The sequence below is a fragment of the Bradyrhizobium sp. MI1.4 genome (assembly GCF_055811315.1).
In genome coordinates, this window is sequence record NZ_JBVVPP010000008.1 from 63174 (window position 1) to 81893 (window position 18720).

At 63.2% G+C, this 18720-nt stretch carries 18 protein-coding genes; 6 read left to right on the forward strand and 12 right to left on the reverse strand.

What is annotated here, in order from left to right:
* The 6 genes from AC0L23_RS11895 to AC0L23_RS11920 are packed head-to-tail and all read right to left on the reverse strand — an operon-like array spanning position 1 to position 7515.
* The gene (locus AC0L23_RS11895; RefSeq protein ID WP_085351905.1) at positions 1-813 is read right to left on the reverse strand and encodes an HAD family hydrolase; all 813 of its coding nucleotides are present in this window, start codon (positions 811-813) and stop codon (positions 1-3) included.
* A 34-nt stretch (positions 814-847) separates the two neighbouring features.
* Positions 848-1378 (reverse strand): gluconokinase, encoded by a 531-nt coding sequence (locus tag AC0L23_RS11900; RefSeq protein ID WP_026232661.1) that lies wholly within the window; start codon positions 1376-1378, stop codon positions 848-850.
* Complete coding sequence (pgl, locus tag AC0L23_RS11905; RefSeq protein WP_085395695.1) at positions 1365-2117, reverse strand: 6-phosphogluconolactonase; 753 nt, start codon at positions 2115-2117, stop codon at positions 1365-1367. Before pgl ends, AC0L23_RS11900 begins: the two co-directional genes overlap by 14 nt.
* The gene (zwf, locus tag AC0L23_RS11910; RefSeq protein ID WP_018454061.1) at positions 2114-3625 is read right to left on the reverse strand and encodes a glucose-6-phosphate dehydrogenase; all 1512 of its coding nucleotides are present in this window, start codon (positions 3623-3625) and stop codon (positions 2114-2116) included. The genes pgl and zwf overlap by 4 nt, the downstream gene beginning before the upstream one ends.
* 28 nt (positions 3626-3653) lie before the next feature.
* Positions 3654-4652, reverse strand: a complete 999-nt coding sequence (gnd, locus tag AC0L23_RS11915; protein WP_085351901.1) for a phosphogluconate dehydrogenase (NAD(+)-dependent, decarboxylating) — start codon at positions 4650-4652, stop codon at positions 3654-3656.
* Between the two features lie 13 nt (positions 4653-4665).
* Positions 4666-7515, reverse strand: coding sequence for a bifunctional transaldolase/phosoglucose isomerase (locus tag AC0L23_RS11920; RefSeq protein ID WP_085361501.1), 2850 nt, complete (start codon positions 7513-7515; stop codon positions 4666-4668).
* 308 nt (positions 7516-7823) lie between these two features.
* Here AC0L23_RS11920 and AC0L23_RS11925 point away from each other — a divergent pair, with 308 nt between their 5' ends.
* The 4 genes from AC0L23_RS11925 to AC0L23_RS11940 all read left to right on the forward strand — a co-directional run bounded on the left by AC0L23_RS11925 (position 7824) and on the right by AC0L23_RS11940 (position 13546).
* Positions 7824-8474 (forward strand): hypothetical protein, encoded by a 651-nt coding sequence (locus tag AC0L23_RS11925; protein WP_085351899.1) that lies wholly within the window; start codon positions 7824-7826, stop codon positions 8472-8474.
* A gap of 299 nt (positions 8475-8773) precedes the next feature.
* Positions 8774-10717, forward strand: coding sequence for a PrkA family serine protein kinase (locus tag AC0L23_RS11930; RefSeq protein ID WP_018454065.1), 1944 nt, complete (start codon positions 8774-8776; stop codon positions 10715-10717).
* Positions 10718-10736: 19 nt separating this feature from the next.
* Entirely contained in the window at positions 10737-12014 is a 1278-nt protein-coding gene (locus tag AC0L23_RS11935) for a YeaH/YhbH family protein (protein ID WP_026232663.1), read from the forward strand.
* Positions 12011-13546: a SpoVR family protein gene (locus AC0L23_RS11940; protein ID WP_007613791.1), complete on the forward strand. Its 1536-nt coding sequence runs from the start codon at positions 12011-12013 to the stop codon at positions 13544-13546. Before AC0L23_RS11935 ends, AC0L23_RS11940 begins: the two co-directional genes overlap by 4 nt.
* A gap of 215 nt (positions 13547-13761) precedes the next feature.
* Here the strand turns inward: AC0L23_RS11940 and AC0L23_RS11945 are convergent, their stop codons facing one another.
* The 6 genes from AC0L23_RS11945 to AC0L23_RS11970 form a co-directional block, all read right to left on the reverse strand.
* A complete protein-coding gene (locus AC0L23_RS11945; RefSeq protein ID WP_085352024.1) occupies positions 13762-14199 on the reverse strand; it encodes a DUF1801 domain-containing protein in 438 nt (145 codons plus the stop codon).
* 2 nt (positions 14200-14201) lie between these two features.
* On the reverse strand, positions 14202-14420 hold the full coding sequence (locus AC0L23_RS11950; RefSeq protein ID WP_162496393.1) for a hypothetical protein: 219 nt from the start codon (positions 14418-14420) through the stop codon (positions 14202-14204).
* Between the two features lie 44 nt (positions 14421-14464).
* The gene (locus tag AC0L23_RS11955) at positions 14465-14896 is read right to left on the reverse strand and encodes an SRPBCC family protein (RefSeq protein ID WP_085395692.1); all 432 of its coding nucleotides are present in this window, start codon (positions 14894-14896) and stop codon (positions 14465-14467) included.
* Positions 14893-15219: an ArsR/SmtB family transcription factor gene (locus AC0L23_RS11960; protein ID WP_085395719.1), complete on the reverse strand. Its 327-nt coding sequence runs from the start codon at positions 15217-15219 to the stop codon at positions 14893-14895. The genes AC0L23_RS11955 and AC0L23_RS11960 overlap by 4 nt, the downstream gene beginning before the upstream one ends.
* 82 nt (positions 15220-15301) lie before the next feature.
* Positions 15302-15751 (reverse strand): DsrE family protein, encoded by a 450-nt coding sequence (locus tag AC0L23_RS11965; protein ID WP_085385332.1) that lies wholly within the window; start codon positions 15749-15751, stop codon positions 15302-15304.
* Between the two features lie 32 nt (positions 15752-15783).
* Positions 15784-16404, reverse strand: a complete 621-nt coding sequence (locus AC0L23_RS11970; RefSeq protein WP_085395691.1) for a hypothetical protein — start codon at positions 16402-16404, stop codon at positions 15784-15786.
* 303 nt (positions 16405-16707) lie between these two features.
* On the opposite strand from AC0L23_RS11970, the gene AC0L23_RS11975 reads away from it, so the two are divergent.
* Entirely contained in the window at positions 16708-18258 is a 1551-nt protein-coding gene (locus tag AC0L23_RS11975; protein WP_473356998.1) for an SUMF1/EgtB/PvdO family nonheme iron enzyme, read from the forward strand.
* 17 nt (positions 18259-18275) lie between these two features.
* Positions 18276-18719 carry a DUF4399 domain-containing protein gene (locus tag AC0L23_RS11980; RefSeq protein ID WP_018454075.1) on the forward strand — a complete coding sequence of 148 codons (444 nt, stop codon included), beginning with the start codon at positions 18276-18278 and terminating at the stop codon, positions 18717-18719.
* Position 18720 lies beyond the last annotated feature (1 nt).

Consider the following 18720-nt stretch of genomic DNA (forward strand, 5'->3'; position numbering starts at 1 on the left):
CTAGGCGACCTCGTTCCGCTTCAAAATCATCTCCATCGCTTCCGCAAAACCGTCGTGCTCGTTGGTCGCGGTGACGTGGGTGGCTTGGTCCTTGACGTTGTCGGCCGCATTGCCCATTGCGATCGAAACGCCGCTGACGCGAAACATCGCGAGGTCGTTCTGCATGTCGCCGATCGTGGCGACCGCGTCCGTTGAAATGCCGAGGCGCTTGGCCATGGCTTGCACGAATGTGCCCTTGTCGAAGCCGGGCGGGGTGATGTCGAGGTAATAGGTCTGCGAGCGCACCGCCATCGCCTCGCTGCCGAGCGCCTTCTGCATCGCCTTCTCGCAAGCTTCGAGGCCGGCTGCATCGGCGCTGGCCCCGACGATCTTGCAGGCGCTCGCGAGATACGGCGAGAAATCCGTCACGATGGTCGGGTCGGAGCGGATGGTGTGCTGCTCATGTGCCACGTATTGGCCATCAGGCTTGTCGATCAGCCATTTGTCGGTGGTGAACAGCCAGATGTCGGCGCCGAAGTCCCGCAGAATTTGCAAGCTTCGCTCGGCCGCCGCGGCGGGGATGAGATGCTGTTCGACCGGATTCATCTCGGGGTCGACGATCGAGGAGCCGTTGAACGGGCCGACCGGCAGCCAGAGCGCCAGCGGTTCGATCAGGAAACGCATGCCGATCGCGGGGCGGCTCGACGTAATCGTGAAGCCGATGCCGGCCTGGTGCAGACGCTGAACCGCGGACCTCGCGCGGTCGGTCAGCGTCTTGTCCTTGGTCAGCAGCGTACCGTCGACGTCGGAGACGACGAGCGAGATTTTTGTCATGACGGTCCCTTGGGTGTTTCTTGGGTGTTTGGCCTCAGCGTTTCGCGCCGCCCAGTTTCAACTGCCGCACCGCGCCGTCCACGATCGCTTCCACGGATTCGTCGATCGAGACTGTGATCACGTGCTCGCCAGCCTCCGGCGGCTCCAGCGTGTTGAACTGGCTCGTCAGCAGGCCGGGCGGCATAAAGTGCCCCTTGCGTTGCGCCAGGCGTGCGGCGATCAGCTCCTTCGTGCCCCTCAGGAAGATGAAGCGGACGTCGTCGCGTCCGCGCAGGAGCACGTCCCGATAGGTATGCTTCAGCGCCGAGCAGGCGATGATGACGTGCTCGCCCTTGTCACAGACCCTCGCGATCTCGTCGGCAATGGCGTTGAGCCAGGGCCAGCGGTCCTCGTCGGTGAGGGGATGGCCGGCCCGCATCTTCTCGACATTGCTGGCGGGATGAAAGCTGTCGCCGTCCTCGAAACGCCAGCCGAGGCGCTCGCCGAGCGCTTTTGCAACCGTGCTCTTGCCCGAGCCCGACACGCCCATCACGATCAATGCACAAGGTGCTTCAACGCCCGCCACGAATTCCCTCCGGAAGCGCGGCCTGGTCGACCAGCCAGACGGTCTCGCCATTCGAGCGCGCGCGTACAACCGGCAGAGTCTCGCCATTGAGCAGGCGCGTCAAGATCGGCTGCTTGTCGTGCCCCGCTATCTCGAACAGCATTTCGCGGCAGGACGCCAGCGCGGGCAGGGTGAGCGAGACCCGCGGCACGAAGGGGGCAACATTGGCCTTGGGGACGCCGACCACCCAGCGTCCCATCTCCTCGATCGCGGGGTAGCCCGGGAAGAGCGAAGCCGTGTGGCCGTCCGGCCCCGCGCCCATCAAGACCATGTCGAACAGCGGCCGTGCCGGATCCAGGCTTTCCGCGCCGTAGAAAGCCTGCAGCTCGCGCGCATAGGCCTCGGCGCTCTGATCAGGGTCGTCAGCCGTCGTCGGGATCGGGTGAACATGGCCGGAGGGCGCGTTGCGATCGAGAAAGGTCGCGCGCGCGACCGCCATGTTGTTGAGGGGATCGCTTTCGGGCACGAAGCGCTCGTCACCGATGAACCAGTGCACGCGCTCCCACGGGATTTTTTCGCGCCAAGCCTCGCTGCCCAGCAGCTGGTAGAGCCTCTTTGGGCTGGAGCCGCCGGTCAGGCAGATCGCAATGCGCCCGGGATTGGCCGCGATTCGCGCCATCACCCGTCCGGCCGCGGTCCGCGCGAGAGCCTCGGCGTCGGCCTCGACGATCAGCTTCGGCTGTCCGGCCGTCGCCGTCACGAAAATTTACGCCAGCTTCGGCCGTCGCGGCGGAGCAATTCATCGGCGCAGGCGGGGCCGTCGCTGCCGGCTTGATAGGTCTCGATGCCGTTGCTGCCCGCGTTCTTCCAGGCGTCAAGGAACGGCTGCACCGCCTCCCATCCGGCTTCGATGCCGTCGGCACGCTGGAACAGGATGTTGTCGCCGATCATACAGTCGTAGATCAGCGTCTCGTAGCCGGTCGAGGGATCGGCCCGGAAATAGTCGCCATAGCGGAACTTCATCTCGACGCCGTCGATGGTGACGCTCGGCCCCGGGATCTTGGCGTTGAACTGGAGCTCGATGGTCTCGGTCGGTGCGATGCCGATCGTGAGGAAGTTCTGAGAGAGACGATCGACAGCCGTGCCTGAGAACATCGACAGCGGCGCCTGCTTGAACTTGATCGCGACTTCGGTGCGCTTGTGGCCGAGCGCCTTGCCGGTGCGCAAATAGAACGGCACGCCGGCCCAGCGCCAATTGTCGATCATCAGCTTCAGCGCGACATAGGTCTCGGTAGTGCTGCCGGGTTTGACGTCCTCGGTCTTGCGATAGTCCGGGATCTCATCGTCGCCGATGCGCCCTGCGAGATATTGGGCGCGCACCGAGCTCTTCAGCGCTTCCTCTTCGCTCGGGCGCTGAATCGAGGTCAGAATCTCGGCCTTCTCGGAGCGCACGGAATGGGCGTCGAAACGCGCCGGCGGCTCCATCGCGACCAGCGACATCAGCTGGAACAGGTGGTTCGGCACCATGTCGCGTAGCGCGCCGGTGGCGTCGTAGAAGCCGCCGCGATGGCCGACGCCGAGCTTTTCCTCCACCGTGATCTGGATGTGATCGATATGGTTGCGATTCCAGATCGGCTCGAACATGCCGTTGGCAAAGCGCAGCACCAGGATGTTCTGCACCGTCTCCTTGCCGAGATAGTGATCGATCCGGTAGATCTGGTGCTCGTCCATGATCTTCAGCAGCTCGCCATTCAGCGCGCGCGCCGAGGCGAGGTCGGTGCCGAACGGCTTTTCGATCACCAGGCGCCGCCACGCCCCGTTCTCCTTCATCATGCCGGTGCGGCCGAGCTCGCGCGCGGTCGGCGCGAACGCAGCCGGCGGGGTCGCGAGATAGAACAGCCGGTTGCCGCCGGTATCCTGCGCGCATTCCAGGGAATCCAGATGCTCACGCAGGCGATCAAAGGATGGCGGATCCTTTGCGTCGGCTTCGACGAAGGTCACGCATTCCAGCAGCTTCTTGGCAATGTCGTCGTCCACCGGCCGGGTCGCGAACTGGCGCAAGCCCTTCAACAGGCTGTCGCGCAGCTCGTTGTCCGACTGGCCCCGGCGGGCGACGCCGACCACGCAGAACTTTTCGGGTAACAGATGCTCGGCCGCCAGATTGTAGAGCGATGGCATCACCAGCCGATGGGTGAGGTCGCCGGTGACACCAAAGATGACGAAGGCGCAATTTTCCGGCTTGCGCTTGGCTTGCGGGTCTTTTGTCACGAACTATTGGCCTTCGTTCTGCTAATTGCTATTTCGGCTTCGAAGCAGCCGGCTGCTTCGGCTCCTTGTGGCCGCCAAAACCGGCTCGCATCGCTGAGAGAATTTTCTCGGCGAAAGTGTGTTCCTTGCGGGAACGGAAACGTGCGAACAGCGCCGCGGTCAGGACTTCGGCCGGCACGGCCTCGTCGATCGCCGCGTTCACGGTCCAGCGTCCTTCGCCGGAATCCTCCACGAAACCCGAATACTCCGCCAGTGCAGGGCTATCCGCGAGCGCGGTCGAGGTAAGGTCGAGCAGCCAGGACGGGATCACGCTGCCACGCCGCCACACCTCGGCGATATCGGCGAGATCGAAATCGTAACGATGATCCGCCGGCAAGGCCTCGATGTTGGCGTTCTTGAGGATGTCAAAACCTTCGGCGTAGGCCTGCATCAGGCCGTATTCGATACCGTTGTGGATCATCTTGACGAAATGACCGGCGCCGACGGGGCCGGCATGGATGTAGCCCTGCTCGATGCGGGGATCGCGCCCCTCACGTCCCTCCGTGCGCGGAATGTCGCCGGCGCCGGGCGCGAGCGCGGCGAAGATCGGATCGAGCCGATCGACGACCTGTTTCTCGCCGCCGATCATCATGCAATAGCCGCGGTCGAGGCCCCAGACGCCGCCGGAGGTGCCGACGTCGACATAGTGGATGCCGCGCTCCTTCAGCGCCTTGCCGCGGCGGACGTCGTCCTGCCAGAACGTGTTGCCGCCGTCGATGATGACGTCGCCTTCCTGCATCGCGCCCGCGATCGTGTCGATCGTGGTCTCGGTGATGTGGCCGGCCGGCAGCATCACCCAGGCCGTGCGCGGCCGCTCCAGTTTCGCAATGAACTCTTCGAGCGTCGCCGAGCCGACCGCGCCGTCTGCCGCAAGGCCGGCGACGGCCTTGGCGTCCTTGTCGTAGACCACGGTCGAATGTCCGTGGCGCATCAGGCGGCGAACGATGTTGCCGCCCATCCGGCCGAGGCCGATCATGCCGAGTTGCATTTGAGGAATTCCCTTAGTTCAGTGCCTCGTTGAGCGCCGCATTGAGCGCCGCGAGACCCTTCTTGAGCCCGCCCTTCAAGTGGACCCGCAGCGCGCGCCGGCCGCGCTCGGTAAGCACGTCGAAGTCGCCGCGCGCCTGCGCGGCCTTGATGACGCCGAAGCTGGCCTTCTGGCCCGGCACCGGCAGGTCCTTGGCATCGTCGGCGGTGATCTGGAGGAACACACCGCTGTCCGGCCCGCCTTTGTAGGCTTGCCCCGTCGAGTGCAGGAAGCGGGGGCCGAACTCGGCGCAGGTCGCAACGTGTCGTTTCTCGCGCACCTCGAGCCGCATGGCCTGGAGCGCGTCGATCGTCGCCTTGTCGCGGGCGATGTAGCCGAGCAGGGCGACATAGTCGCCATGATTGGAGCGCGACAGATGCGCCTTCAGCCAGGAGGTGAGGTCGCCGTTGGCGCCGGCAGCGCGCAGGGCTGCGGCATTGGTCTCGTCGGTGTAGAGATCGGCCTCGGTGGTGCTGACCACCGGCTGCTCGGCCGGCAGCGCGCCGGTCTTTTCGAACGAGGCGGTGAGCTCTCGGGTCTTGATCTTGGCCGCTTCCACGTCCGGCTGGTCGAACGGGTTGATGCCGAGGATGCTGCCCGCGACCGCCGTTGCCATCTCGAAGCGGAAAAACTCCTGGCCGAGATGGTCGATCGACTTCATCACGATGCGCACGACGGGATGGCCGGCCGCTTCGATCGCAGCAAGCTGCGAGTCATGGGCGGCGTCCGCTTCGCCCTCGATACGGATGTCGATGAAGAGCCGGTCATTGCCGTAGACCGCCGGCTCGCCCAGCGGCTCGCCGTCGATCGGGATCAGGCCCTTGCCGTCCTTGCCGGTCGATTCCGCGATGAGCTGCTCGGCCCAGGCGCCGAAATCGGCAATCTTCTTCGACGACAGGATCGTCACCTTGTCGCGGCCTTCGAGCGCTGCATGGCCCATGGCAAGGCCGAGCTGCACGCCGGGGTTCTCGGCCGGCGGCACGTCCGGTCCGCAGGAGCGGGCCATCGCAAGCGCGTGCTTGATGAAGGTCTTGATATCGACGCCCGCGGTTGCCGCCGGCACCAGGCCGAATGGCGAGAGCACCGAATAGCGTCCGCCGATGGAGGGCTCGCCGTGGAAGATGCGCGCATAGCTTAGCGTCTTCGCCGCCGTCTCCAGCGACGATCCGGGATCAGTGACCGCAATGAAGCGATGGCCGGTCTTGACCTTCGGTCCGACCGCCTGCGCGACGCGCTCGTGGAAATAATCCTTCATCGCATTCGGTTCGGTGGTGCCGCCGGACTTGCTGGAGACGATGAACACGGTGTTGGCGATGTCGATCCTGGCCTCCATTGCCCGCACCTGCGCCGGATCGGTGGAATCCAGCACGTGCAGCTTCGGGAACCCGGGCTTCTTGCCGAAGGTCTCGGCCAGCACCTCCGGCCCGAGGCTTGACCCGCCCATGCCGAGCACGACGGCGTCGGAGAATTTCTGGCCTTTCACGCGGCTGGCATAATCCTCATAATCGGCGACGTCGGCCTTGGCGGCGCTGTCGAGCCAGCCGAGCCATTTGTCCTCGTCGGTGCCGGTCCAGACCGATTTGTCCCGTTGCCACAGCCTGCGGATCTTTGCCGACGCGCGCCATTCCTCGGTGCTCTTGGTCACGGCCTTGCCGAGGCCGTCGCCGAGCGAGAGAAGCTGGCGGTCGATCGCAGGCCCGAGCACGGTGGCGCGCTTGTGGGCGACAGCGCCATAGAGCTTGTCGGCGGCGTCGGCGAACTGCTTGACGCCGTCCTTGACGAGTTCCTCGGTGATAGCATCGAGCGAGACGCCGGAGCGCTCCAGTTCTTCCAGCACGCGCCTGGCGTCGTCGACATTCTCTTCCAGGCTGTCCCGCGGCGTGCCGTGGTCGCGGAACGCATCCAATGTCGCCGGCGGCACGGTGTTGATGGTGTCGGGACCGATCAATTCCTCGACATAGAGGACGTCGCTGTAGTCCTTGTTCTTGGTGCCGGTCGAGGCCCACAGCATGCGCTGCGGCTTGGCGCCCTTGGCCGCGAGCTTGTCCCAGCGCGGACCTGAGAACAGGCGCTTGTAATCCTGGTAGGCGACCTTCGCATTGGCGATCGCGACCTTGCCCTTCAGCGCGGCGAGCCGTTCCTTCTCACTCGGGTCGTTGGCGCGGGCGATCTTCTCGTCGAGCTGTTTGTCGACCACCGAGTCGATACGGCTGACGAAAAAGCTCGCCACGCTCGCCACGTGCAAGGGGTCGCCGCCGCCTGCGACGTATGTCTCCAGGCCGGCGATATAGGCCTCGGCAACCTGCAGATAGACGTCCCTGGAGAACAGCAGCGTGATGTTGATGCTGATGCCGTCGCCGATCAGGGTCTCGATCGCCGGCAGGCCCTCCGGCGTCGCCGGCACCTTCACCATCAGGTTCTTGCGGTTGACGTCCTTCCAGAGCCGCCGCGCCTCGGTGACCGTGCCGGCGGTGTCCATCGCCAGATAGGGCGAGACTTCCAGGCTGACATAGCCGTCGCCGCCCTTGAGGCGGTCATAGACCGGACGCAGCACGTCGGCGGCGTTCTGGATGTCCTCGACCGCGACGGCCTCGAACAGGTCGGCGACCGACCGATCGCCGCGCTTCAACGCCTTGCCGATCGGCGCGTCGTACTCGTCCGAGCTCCCGATCGCTTTCTCGAAGATCGACGGGTTGGAGGTGACGCCCTTGACGCCGTCGGTATCGATCAGCCGCTTCAGGTCGCCCTTGGCGATGAAGCCGCGGGCCAGGAAGTCCAGCCAGACGGCTTGTCCGTGCTTTTCCAGTTCTTTGACGGGATTCATGATGCTAATTTATCTCCAAGCCTGCGGGCGAGGGGTTTCCGCGCCGGTCCTGACGCGCTATCCTCTAGCTTACATGCTTCCTTGAGGGAACCAATCAAGGGTATGGGCGTCATATCCTCCAGTGTAACTCCGTCGCGATCATGGCGATCCGCGTAGAGGGAGCCGAGTTGCGTAAAAGGTCGTTGGCCGTGAGGAATCGGCTAGGCCCTTGTTGTGTAACGCCAGCTGCCTCGCCTCGCCGCCAGCGGCTGCGTGGAGTACTCATCAGCGGATTCCGGTCCGCCTGATGCATCGTGGCTCGGTCGCGAATGGCCATGCTGGGGGAAAGCATGCAAGCACATCATGACCGTCTGGCGCTCGCTGTCACAGACAGCCCCCAGTCGGTCACGTCGACCGGATGCGTCGATGCGTCCCACGATCTCGAAATCGGTCCATGTACGACCCAACTGCGGTTGCTGATCGTTGCGGGTTTCGCCATGACGCTGCTCAGCGCAACGCTCGCCTTGGGCTGGTGGAACGCTTTTGGCGATTACGACACGACGGTCGGCTATGCCGGCGTGGTGGCGTTCGCCGCGATGACCGGCCGGCTGATCTGGATGCTCCCCGCCGAGCGGGCATCGGTGGTGATCGTCACCCCCTATGGCATTCGCGACCTTCGCATCGGCAATGAATTTCTGCTGTGGGACTCGATCGCGGAGATTTCGGCTGAAGAACGCCGCGGGCGCAAGGTGATCGTGCTGACGCCGACGCCGGCCTTGCAGAGGCAGCTCTGCAGCATCCGCGGCTTGGCCCGCGGTGTGACGGACGATCGCATCGTCATCCGGTCGGAGGGCCTGGCGACCGATTTTGATACACTGCTGCGCGTTTGCCGCGACTGTCACGCCGCCGGCGGTCCACGCACCGCATTGCAGCAGGAAGATGAACGCGCCACGCAAGGCTTCGCCGCACAAGCGTCATAAGATCGCCGTTCGCAGACGGCTATGATGCGGCGCCGGATGAACGCATCCCCGGTAATGCCCGGATGTTGCGAGCGAGTGACATTTTCTGGAAATGAGCCAATATAGACAAAGATTCGCTCAAATATCAGGCAGGTGCCTGTTCGTAACTCACCCTGTGCCTACGTTGTGCGTTGCGCCGAGAAGGCGCCCGGGTGTCGAATGATCGTCATGTGCTCACGCTGATTCGAGAGTGGCGCTAAGGAACGGTCCGGTCGCTGCTTTCGTTCAATTGTGTAGCGGAACTCACGCGGAGAGGGATCATGTACAACGATTCTCTATTCAACGCTTTCGCTAAGTCGTTCGAGGCGAGAAGCCAACACGACATGTCGATGGCGGAATATCTGGAATCGTGTCGAAGCGATCCCATGAAATACGCAAACGCGGCCGAACGACTGCTAGCAGCGATCGGTGAGCCCCAGACGATTGACACGGCCAAGGACCCACGCCTTGGCCGTATTTTTTTGAACCGCACGATCCGGACCTATCCGGCCTTCGCCGGTTTCTACGGCATGGAAGAAACCATCGAGCGCATCGTCGGTTTCTTCCGTCACGCGGCGCAGGGCCTCGAAGAGCGCAAGCAGATCCTGTATCTGCTCGGTCCGGTCGGCGGCGGCAAATCCTCGCTCGCTGAGCGGCTCAAGTCGCTGATGGAAGTGCATCCGATCTACGTGCTCAAGGCCGGCGACGAGCTCTCGCCCGTGTTCGAAAGCCCGCTCAGCCTGTTCGATCCGGATCAGCTCGGCCCGATGCTGGAAGAGAAATACGGCATTCCGCGCCGCCGTCTCACCGGCCTGATGAGCCCGTGGTGCTACAAGCGGCTGGAAGCCTTCGGCGGCGACATTTCCCAGTTTCGGGTTGCAAAGATCCAGCCGTCGCGGCTGCGCCAGATCGGGATCGCCAAGACCGAGCCGGGTGACGAGAACAACCAGGACATCTCCTCGCTGGTCGGCAAGGTCGACATCCGCAAGCTCGAAACCTACGCGCAGAACGATCCCGACGCCTACAGCTATTCCGGCGGCCTCAACCGCGCCAACCAGGGCGTGCTCGAATTCGTCGAGATGTTCAAGGCGCCGATCAAGATGCTGCACCCGCTGCTCACCGCGACGCAGGAAGGCAACTATATCGGCACCGAGAACATCGGCGCGATCCCCTTCACCGGCGTCATCCTTGCGCACTCCAATGAAGCCGAGTGGTCGAGCTTCAAGGCCAACAAGAACAACGAGGCCTTCATCGACCGCATCTGCGTGATCAAGGTGCCGTACTGCCTGCGGATCACGGAGGAGCAGAAGATCTACGAGAAGCTGATCCAGGGCTCCGAGCTCGCGGCCGCGCCTTGCGCGCCCGCGACGCTGGAAACGCTGGCGCGGTTCTCGGTGATGTCGCGCCTGCGCAAGCACGAAAATTCCACGATCTACGCCAAGATGAGGGTTTACGACGGTGAGAGCCTGAAGGAGACCGATCCGAAGGCGCGCAGCGTCCAGGAATATCGCGATGCCGCCGGCGTCGACGAGGGCATGGACGGTGTTTCCACCCGCTTTGCCTTCAAGATCCTGGCTGCGACCTTCAACCACGATCCGCAGGAAGTCGCCGCCGACGCGGTGCATCTGATGTACGCGCTGGAGCAATCGATCAAGCGCGAGCAACTGCCCGAGGAAGTCGAGAAGCGCTACCTCGAATTCATCAAGGCCGACCTTGCGCCGCGTTATGCCGAGTTCATCGGCAACGAGATCCAGAAGGCTTATCTCGAATCCTACTCGGATTACGGCCAGAACCTGTTCGACCGCTACGTCGACTACGCCGATGCCTGGATCGAGGACCAGGATTTCAAGGACGCCGACACCGGCCAGCTGCTGGATCGTGAGCTTTTGAACCAGGAGCTGACCAAAATCGAGAAGCCGGCGGGCATCGCCAACCCGAAGGATTTCCGCAACGAGGTGGTCAAATTCTCGTTACGGTCGCGCGCCCAGAACGGCGGCAAGAATCCGACCTGGATCTCCTACGAGAAGATTCGCGATGTGATCGAAAAGCGGATATTCTCCCAGGTTGAGGACCTGCTTCCGGTCATCTCCTTCGGGTCGAAGAAGGACGGCGAGACGGAGAAGAAGCACGGCGAGTTCGTCGCACGCATGGTGGAGCGCGGCTACACCGAGCGTCAGGTTCGCCGGCTCGTCGAATGGTACATGCGGGTGAAGCAGGCCGGTTGAGGCGGATGGAAAAGTGCCGATTCACATTATTGACAGGCGCCTGAATCCAGGCGGCAAGAGTCTCGAGAACCGGCAGCGGTTCTTGCGTCGGGCCAAATCCCTGGTGCAGGGCGCCGTCAAGAAGACCTCGCAGGAACGCGACATCAAGGACGTCCTGGAGGGTGGCGAGGTCACCATTCCGCTCGACGGCATGCACGAGCCGCGTTTCCGCCGCGACGGCGGAACGCGCGACATGGTGTTGCCCGGAAACAAGAAGTTCATCGAGGGCGACTATCTCCAGCGCTCCGGCCAGGGCAGTGCCAAGGATTCCGGTCCGGGCGAAGGCGACAGCGAGGACGCCTTCCGCTTCGTGCTCAGCCGCGACGAATTCGTCGATCTCTTCCTCGATGACCTCGAACTTCCTGATCTCGCCAAGCGCAAGATCGCGCAGACCGAGAGCGAGGGCATCCAGCGCGCCGGCTACACCACGTCGGGCTCGCCATCCAACATCTCGGTGAGCCGGACGGTTCGGCGCGCAATGGCGCGCCGTATCGCGCTCAAGCGTCCCAGCAAGGAGGAGATCGAAGAGCTTGAATCCGCCATCGCTGCCTGCGCAGATGAGGACGAGCGTCTGCTGCTGCTAGCCCAGCTCGAAAAACTGAAGGCGAAATCCAAGCGCATTCCCTTCATCGATCCGCTCGACATCCGCTACCGCCGCTTCGAGACGGTTCCAAAGCCCGTTGCCCAGGCTGTGATGTTCTGCCTGATGGACGTGTCGGGCTCGATGTCCGAGCACATGAAGGATCTCGCCAAGCGCTTCTACATGCTGCTCTACGTATTTCTGAAGCGCCGCTACAAGCATGTCGACATCGTCTTCATCCGCCACACCGATCGCGCCGAGGAGGTGGATGAGCAGACCTTCTTCTATGGCCCGGCTTCCGGCGGCACGCTGGTCTCCAGCGCGCTGCAGGCCATGCACGAGATCGTGCGCGAACGCTTCAGCCCGTCGGACTGGAATATCTACGCTGCGCAAGCTTCCGACGGCGACAATTCCTATTCCGACGGCGAGCTCGCGGGCATGCTGCTGACCGACAAAATCCTGCCGGTCTGCCAGTTCTTCGCCTATCTCGAGGTCGGCGAGTCCGGCGGCAGCGCCTTCGATCTGTCCGACTCCTCGCTCTGGACCCTCTACGAGCGCTTGCGCAACAGCGGCGCACCGCTCTCGATGCGCAAGGTCAGCGAGCGCAGCGAAATTTTTCCGGTGTTCCACGATCTGTTTCAGCGCCGCGACACTGCCCAGGAGAAAGCCGCTCCATGACGGAACGCTTGTTCGAAGGCGCCGATTGGGATTTTCACACCTTGCAGCGCATCACGGATGCCTGCGAGGAGGTGGCGACGAAAGATCTCGGGCTCGACGTCTATCCGAACCAGATCGAAGTCATCACCGCCGAGCAGATGCTGGACGCCTATTCGTCGGTCGGCATGCCGCTGTTCTACAAGCACTGGTCGTTCGGAAAGCACTTTGCGTATCACGAGGCCTCATACCGCAAGGGCCTCATGGGCCTCGCCTATGAGATCGTGATCAACTCCTCGCCCTGCATCTCCTACCTGATGGAAGAGAACACGGCGACGATGCAGACCCTGGTGATCGCGCACGCCGCCTTCGGCCACAATCACTTCTTCAAGAACAACTATCTGTTCAAGCAGTGGACCGACGCCGACGGCATCCTGGACTATCTGGATTTCGCCAAGAACTACGTCATGCAATGCGAGGATCGCTACGGCCGGGTGGAGGTCGAGCGCACCCTCGATGCCGCGCATGCGTTGATGTCGCATGGGATCGACCGCTATCCCGGCAAGAAGAAGCTCGACCTCCGCGCCGAAGAGAAGCGGGCAGGGCGCCGCCGCCAGCACGAGGAGGAGGTCTTCAACGACCTCTGGCGCACCGTGCCGGCGGGAAAGAGCAAGACCCGGTCCGCGCTCAGCATCGAACGCCGCCGCAAGCTGCTCGGCCTGCCGCAGGAGAACCTGCTGTATTTCCTCGAGAAGAGCGCGCCGCGGCTGGCGCCCTGGCAGCGCGAGCTGTTGCGCATCGTCCGCCACATCGCGCAATATTTCTATCCGCAGAGCCAGACCAAGGTGATGAACGAGGGGACGGCGACCTACGTCCACTATCGCATCATGACCAAGCTGCATCAGCAGGGCCGCATCAGCGACGGCAATTTCCTCGAATTCCTGCAGTCGCACACCAATGTCGTGTTCCAGCCCGAATTCGATGACCAGCGCTTTTCCGGCTTTAATCCCTATGCGCTCGGCTTCGCCATGATGCAGGACATCGAGCGCATCGTCACCAGGCCGGAAGACGAGGACCGCGAATGGTTCCCGGACATCGCCGGCAAGAACGACGTGATGGGCGTGCTGCGCGACGTCTGGGCCAACTACCGCGACGAGAGTTTCATCGCCCAGTTCCTGAGTCCGAAGCTGATGCGGCACCTCCGCATGTTCCACCTGCATGATGACCCCGAGGAACGCGCCGGCATCCGGGTCGACGCCATTCACGACGAGCGGGGCTTCCGCCGCGTTCGGCGCGAGCTGGCACGGCAGCACGATGTCGGCTACATCGACGCGAATATCGAGGTGGTCGACGTCGATCTCTCCGGCGACCGGCGGCTGATCCTGCATCACCATGTCATCAAGGGCGCGCAGCTCAACGAGACCGACGCCAAGCGCGTGCTCCAGCATCTGGCCGATCTCTGGACCTACGACGTCGCACTGATCGAGGTCGACGCCAATGACAAGGTGCTGCGCGAATATGTCGTGAGCCCGCGCCCGATCTCGGCGGTGGCCTGACGCTGCTGACTATGCGGAGCAATACGGCGAGATGCGCGTTGATGCGCCCTCGCCCCTTGTGGGAGAGGGCGGCGACGCTCGGAGACACAAGCTCACTGCGGTGAGGGGTATCTCTCAACGTTTCCCGTGTCGATAGAGACCCCTCATCCGGCGCTTCGCGCCACCTTCTCCCACAAGGGGAGAAGGAAAGCGTTCGTGGCTCCACAACGGCTGTTCTATCCGGAACGTTTCGCCGGCTTCTTCTTGGACGCATTCAGCGCCACGGCTGCGCGGATCAGCGCCTTCAACGCCTTCTCGTTGATCTTCTCGCCTTCGCGAATATCGATCGCGCGCCGCACGTTGCCGTCGAGGCTCGAGTTGAACAGGCCGGCTGGATCGTCCAGCGCTGCGCCCTTGGCAAACGTCATCTTCACCACGGCCTTGTAGGTCTCGCCGGTGCAGATGATGCCGTCGTGCTCCCACACCGGAACGCCGCGCCATTTCCATTCCTCGACGACGTCAGGATCGGCCTCCTTGATCAGGCCGCGGATTCGTCCGAGCATGTCGCCGCGCCAGTCGCCGAGCTCCTTGATCCTGCCGTCGATCATCCTGGATGGCGAAGCGCCATCCGCCTTCGTCGCGCTGCTGTTTTTCACGGTGACGGCCTTCTTCATGTTCACGCCTCTTGTCGGGCGCCGCGGCTGCGGCCGAGATATGGCAGCGCGAACATGTAGAGTCCGGTCGCAAGCAATGGGATCAATGGGACGAAGGCGAGCAAGCCGATCCACGTCGCCTGGACTTGCAGCGTCAGGGCGACGATGTTGACGATGACGGCAAGCGTGAAAGCGATCGACAGCCAACGATGGATCTGTCGAACCCACATGTTTCCGGTCAATGAAACCTCCTCTTGAGATGATTGAATGAAGGCCGGCGGCCAAGCTAGTCTGCCCTTGCCAGCAGCTCGTCCAGCTTGGCGAGAAACTGCTTCCAGCCGGCATGCGCGCCGCCAAAAGCCTGCTTCTGCGTCGGGCTGAAGCCCGCTTGCTCGACGCGCAGATGCGTGCCTGCGCCCGCCGGCGTCAGCGTGAAGGTCACGACGCTCTTGAGATCGAACGCCGCGTCGTCATGCGAGAAATTCCAGGTGTAGGCGAGTGTCTTCTGCGGCTCGATGGTGAGGACCTCGCAGTCCAGCACGCCGCCCCACTCGCCGCGAAGGTTGAAGCGGTGGCCCACGTTCGGCTTGAAGTCGTTCTTCATCAGCCATTCCTCGATCAGATGTGGCTGCGTCAGCGCGCGCCAGATCCGCTCTGCCGGAAAGGCAAATTCGCGGTCGACGACGACAGATCGGGTTTCGGTGGGGGATTCGTTCATTGGTCCATCCTCTTCAGGAGATCGTCGAGCGCATCGAGCCGGTTCTGCCAGAATCCGGTCATCTGGCTGGTCCAGTCGATCAGCGGATTGAGCGCGCCGGGCTGGGCGCTGTAATGCGTCTGCCGCCCTTGATGCCGGTCGCGCACCAGGCCAGCCTGCTTCAGCGCGCCGAGATGTTTTGAGACTGCGGGCTGGGAAACGCCCGACATTGCTGTCAGGGCTCCGACCGTCTGTTCGCCCTCGCGGCACAATCGCTCGAAGATCGCCCGACGAGTGGGGTCGGCCAGCGTCCTGAACAGAAGGTCGTGGGCGGTGGCGGGCATAAAATCCATAACCTGCAAGTTATGGATATATTCATAACCTTGGGGTTATGGGTACGTCAAGGGGGATGTCGAGCGCGCGCTCCTACGGCCGCAGATAGAGATAACCCTGCGACTGGAGCTCGGCCAAACGGACGACGCCACCCTTCTCCGCGCTGACGAAGCCCGGCAGGAGATCCGTGAGCGTGACGTTCTGCGCCTTCATCGTGTTGCCGCAGGCGGCAAGCTCGACGCCATCCTTGGAAAAATCGCCGACGCGCTTGCTAATGTCAGGGTTGGCCTGCGCCGAGTGAAACGCCTTCAGTGCCGGGCCGTGGATCACCAGCGCGATCGTCACATGGTCGGGGCCGCCGACGCCATCGATGTGGTTCTGGATGTTGCCGAGGACGAAGTTGACCTTCTCGGCATCGCTCAGGTGATAGACCACCTTCAGCTTGTTGCCCGTGCCGGCCTCGGTCGCGGCCTTCGCGCTGGAGGCGCCAAGTGCCGCGCCCAGGCCTGAGACGGCGCTCCACAAGATGTTCCGGCGGTTCATGACGATCTCCCCTCGATTGTGCCGGACACATATCATTTGTGGCGGAGCGCGGCGAGTTCCTTGCGGTCGGTCACGAGCGAGGCGCATTCCTTATTGTCCGTTCGATCTAGGCGGAAAATCCCGTCGTCGGCCCCGGCGACCAGTGACAGTTCGGCATCGTAGTCCGGCTTGTTGTTCTGCCAGACCCTGACCCGCGCCAGCCGCACGATCGCCGATTTGTCGTCCTTCGAGAGCGCGACGCCGATGCCGCCGCCCTCGCAGTCGACGCCGCAACCGAGGCGGATTTCGGTGCCGTCCTTGGTGAACTCAGCGTGATGACAGGAGCCGCTGGAATCGAAATCGCCGGAGCGGTGACGATATCTGAAGCCGAGGCGGAAGGAGTTGTGGAACTGCTTGTCTTCGGTGTCCATCTCCGCCGAGATCAGCAGCTTCATCGAGGCGACCTTCTGCTTCGGATGGTGCGCCAGATGCTCGGCATCGTAGCGGCGCACGAAGCAGGCATAGGCCTTGTTGCCGGGTTCGCCGGCATACATGCGCGCGTTGAAGGTTTCGGCTTCGGCCTTGCTGGCCTCACGGATATCGTCGGCCTCCTCGGCGTGAGCGGCGCCGCCGAGCGCGGCAAGGAAGACGGCCGCAACGAGAAAAGACTTCATGATGGCCTCGCGTGCAGCAGCTGAGCTGTACGCTGTAGACGCAGCCCCGGTGCGACGCGTTCAACGTCCGCACAGCTGACAGCATCATCGCAGGGCGGAGCGAGGTGATTAGTTCCACGCCGGGCATTAGTCGTCGGTGGGGTCCTGAAGGTTCATTCGACGTGACGCCTTCGCCTTTCGGAACTCGGCGCCTGCGATTCCACGGACATTGCCCGATTCCATCGATGTGATAGCCTTCACAGACGATCGCCTTTGGCAGTCGTAGGCTGGGGTCTGCCTTTGCAAGTTTGTGGAGTCCCCGCAATGGGCGAAATTCGCAACTTCAGATCCGGGAATGACGAGCCGCCTTCGCACGGCCCTATGCCTCGTCGCCTCGCGGCCATCATTGTCGGTGACATCGCTTCCTACAGCCGCCTGATGCAGGCCGACGAAGAGGGCACGCACGTCCGCGTCAAGCGGATCGAGCGGGATCTCATCCAGCCCAGCATCGTCGAGCACAACGGAAGTCTGGTGAAGACGACGGGCGATGGCTTCATCGCGATTTTCGACAGTCCGGTCGAGGCCGTCCGATGCAGCATCGTCATCCAGCAGAATCTCATCGGCCGCAACGCCTCGCTTCCGAAGAACACCCGGATCGAGTACCGGATTGGCGTCAATCTCGGTGACGTCATCGTGGAGCCTGACGACGTCTACGGCGACGGCGTCAATATCGCCACGCGTATCGAGGGCATCGCCGAGCCAGGCCAGGTCTTTATCTCCGGCGCGATCTACGAGCAGATCAAGCACAAGGTCGTGTGCGGTTACGAGTCGCTCGGGGACCGCAAGGTCAAGAACATCACCGATCCCGTGCGCGTTTATAAAGTGCTGCCGGATGCAGACGCGGTCGGCAGGACGCGGGGGCGGCGCGAGAATGCCCTGATCTTTCTCCTGGGTATCACGCTGTCGGTGATGGCCGCCGGCGTGCTGTGGTATCTTCTGGCTCAGGCGCCGGGCAGGGTGGGCGAGCAGGCCGCCGTCACTCCCGCTTCTCCTGCCGCATCGCCGAGCCCGCAGCCTCCGCCGCGCGAAGCGGCGCCGCAGACGCCGCAGCCTTCTCCCTCGTCGGCTTCATCATCTCCATCGCCCGCTCCGGCGCCAAGTCAATCGACGAGTCAATCGGTAAGTCAATCGCCGATTCCCGTCCGCGAACCCGAGATGGTCGCCATTCGCGGCGGCAGCTTTGCGATGGGAAGCAACGACGACCCGACCGAGCGTCCCGTCCATCAGGTCACGGTCAAGCCGTTCTCGATCGGCAAATATCCGGTGACCGTGCAGGAATGGAACGAGTGCGCCGCTGCAAAGGCGTGCAGCTTCACCTCCATCGGCAAGGACGATGCGCCGGTCAGCAATGTGAGCTGGACCGACGCGCAGCAATATGCGGCCTATCTCGCCAAGGCGACGAAGAAGACGTATCGGCTTCCGAGCGAAGCCGAATGGGAATATGCCGCGCGGGGCGGAACGCAGACCAGATATTGGTGGGGCGACAAGCTGCAGCCGGGCATGGCCGGTTGCAAGGATTGCGGTGATCTCGCGGCCGAGCAGCCAGCGAAAGTCGGCAGCTTCAAGCCGAACCCGTTCGGGCTCCACGACATGGGCGGCGGCGTCGATCAGTGGGTCGAGGACTGCTGGCACAAGACCTATCAGGGCGCGCCCACCGACGGCTCGGCATGGAGCAGCGGGGACTGCAGCGCTCATGTCCTGCGCTCGGGCTCCTGGAAGAACGATTCGAGATATGTGCGGCCGTCCAACCGCGATGGCTACGACACCAATGTTCGTTACCCCACGCACGGATTCCGCGTGGCGCTCAGTCCTTAAGTGGTGGAGTTGGTTTGATGCAGATCCTTCGTTGCGTCGCGCTGGCGGCGGCGCTCGCATTGCTTCCGGGGGCAGCCTTTTCGCAGGGCAAGGCAGCGCCCAAGGACGCAAAGCTCTATTTCATCACCCCGCGTGACGGGCAGAAGGTGCGCGGCGGATTCTGGGTCCGGTTCGGCTTGCGCAACATGGGAGTGACCCATGCCGGCGACGAGTACCAGAACGCCGGTCACCATCATCTGCTGATCGACGTCAACGACCCCATCGATCCCAAGGAGCCGATCCTGCAGGACAAGTCGCATCTGCATTTCGGGGCAGGGCAGACCGAAACGCTGCTCGAGCTTCCGCCCGGGACGCACACGCTTCAACTCGTGCTGGGCGATGCCAAGCACTATCCGTTCGAGCCGCCCATCGTGTCGGAGAAGATCACCATACGCGTCCGGCAGCCGGCCGCGGCGCGATAGG

Bases quoted from the DNA above. Each gene is read 5' to 3' on its own strand.
- AC0L23_RS11895 (WP_085351905.1), bottom strand. From the start codon at position 813: ATGACAAAAATCTCGCTCGTCGTCTCCGACGTCGACGGTACGCTGCTG.
- gnd (WP_085351901.1), bottom strand. From the start codon at position 4,652: ATGCAACTCGGCATGATCGGCCTCGGCCGGATGGGCGGCAACATCGTT.
- AC0L23_RS11920 (WP_085361501.1), bottom strand. From the start codon at position 7,515: ATGAATCCCGTCAAAGAACTGGAAAAGCACGGACAAGCCGTCTGGCTG.
- AC0L23_RS11925 (WP_085351899.1), top strand. From the start codon at position 7,824: ATGGCCATGCTGGGGGAAAGCATGCAAGCACATCATGACCGTCTGGCG.
- AC0L23_RS11930 (WP_018454065.1), top strand. From the start codon at position 8,774: ATGTACAACGATTCTCTATTCAACGCTTTCGCTAAGTCGTTCGAGGCG.
- AC0L23_RS11940 (WP_007613791.1), top strand. From the start codon at position 12,011: ATGACGGAACGCTTGTTCGAAGGCGCCGATTGGGATTTTCACACCTTG.
- AC0L23_RS11945 (WP_085352024.1), bottom strand. From the start codon at position 14,199: ATGAAGAAGGCCGTCACCGTGAAAAACAGCAGCGCGACGAAGGCGGAT.
- AC0L23_RS11955 (WP_085395692.1), bottom strand. From the start codon at position 14,896: ATGAACGAATCCCCCACCGAAACCCGATCTGTCGTCGTCGACCGCGAA.
- AC0L23_RS11960 (WP_085395719.1), bottom strand. From the start codon at position 15,219: ATGCCCGCCACCGCCCACGACCTTCTGTTCAGGACGCTGGCCGACCCC.
- AC0L23_RS11965 (WP_085385332.1), bottom strand. From the start codon at position 15,751: ATGAACCGCCGGAACATCTTGTGGAGCGCCGTCTCAGGCCTGGGCGCG.
- AC0L23_RS11970 (WP_085395691.1), bottom strand. From the start codon at position 16,404: ATGAAGTCTTTTCTCGTTGCGGCCGTCTTCCTTGCCGCGCTCGGCGGC.
- AC0L23_RS11975 (WP_473356998.1), top strand. From the start codon at position 16,708: ATGGGCGAAATTCGCAACTTCAGATCCGGGAATGACGAGCCGCCTTCG.
- AC0L23_RS11980 (WP_018454075.1), top strand. From the start codon at position 18,276: ATGCAGATCCTTCGTTGCGTCGCGCTGGCGGCGGCGCTCGCATTGCTT.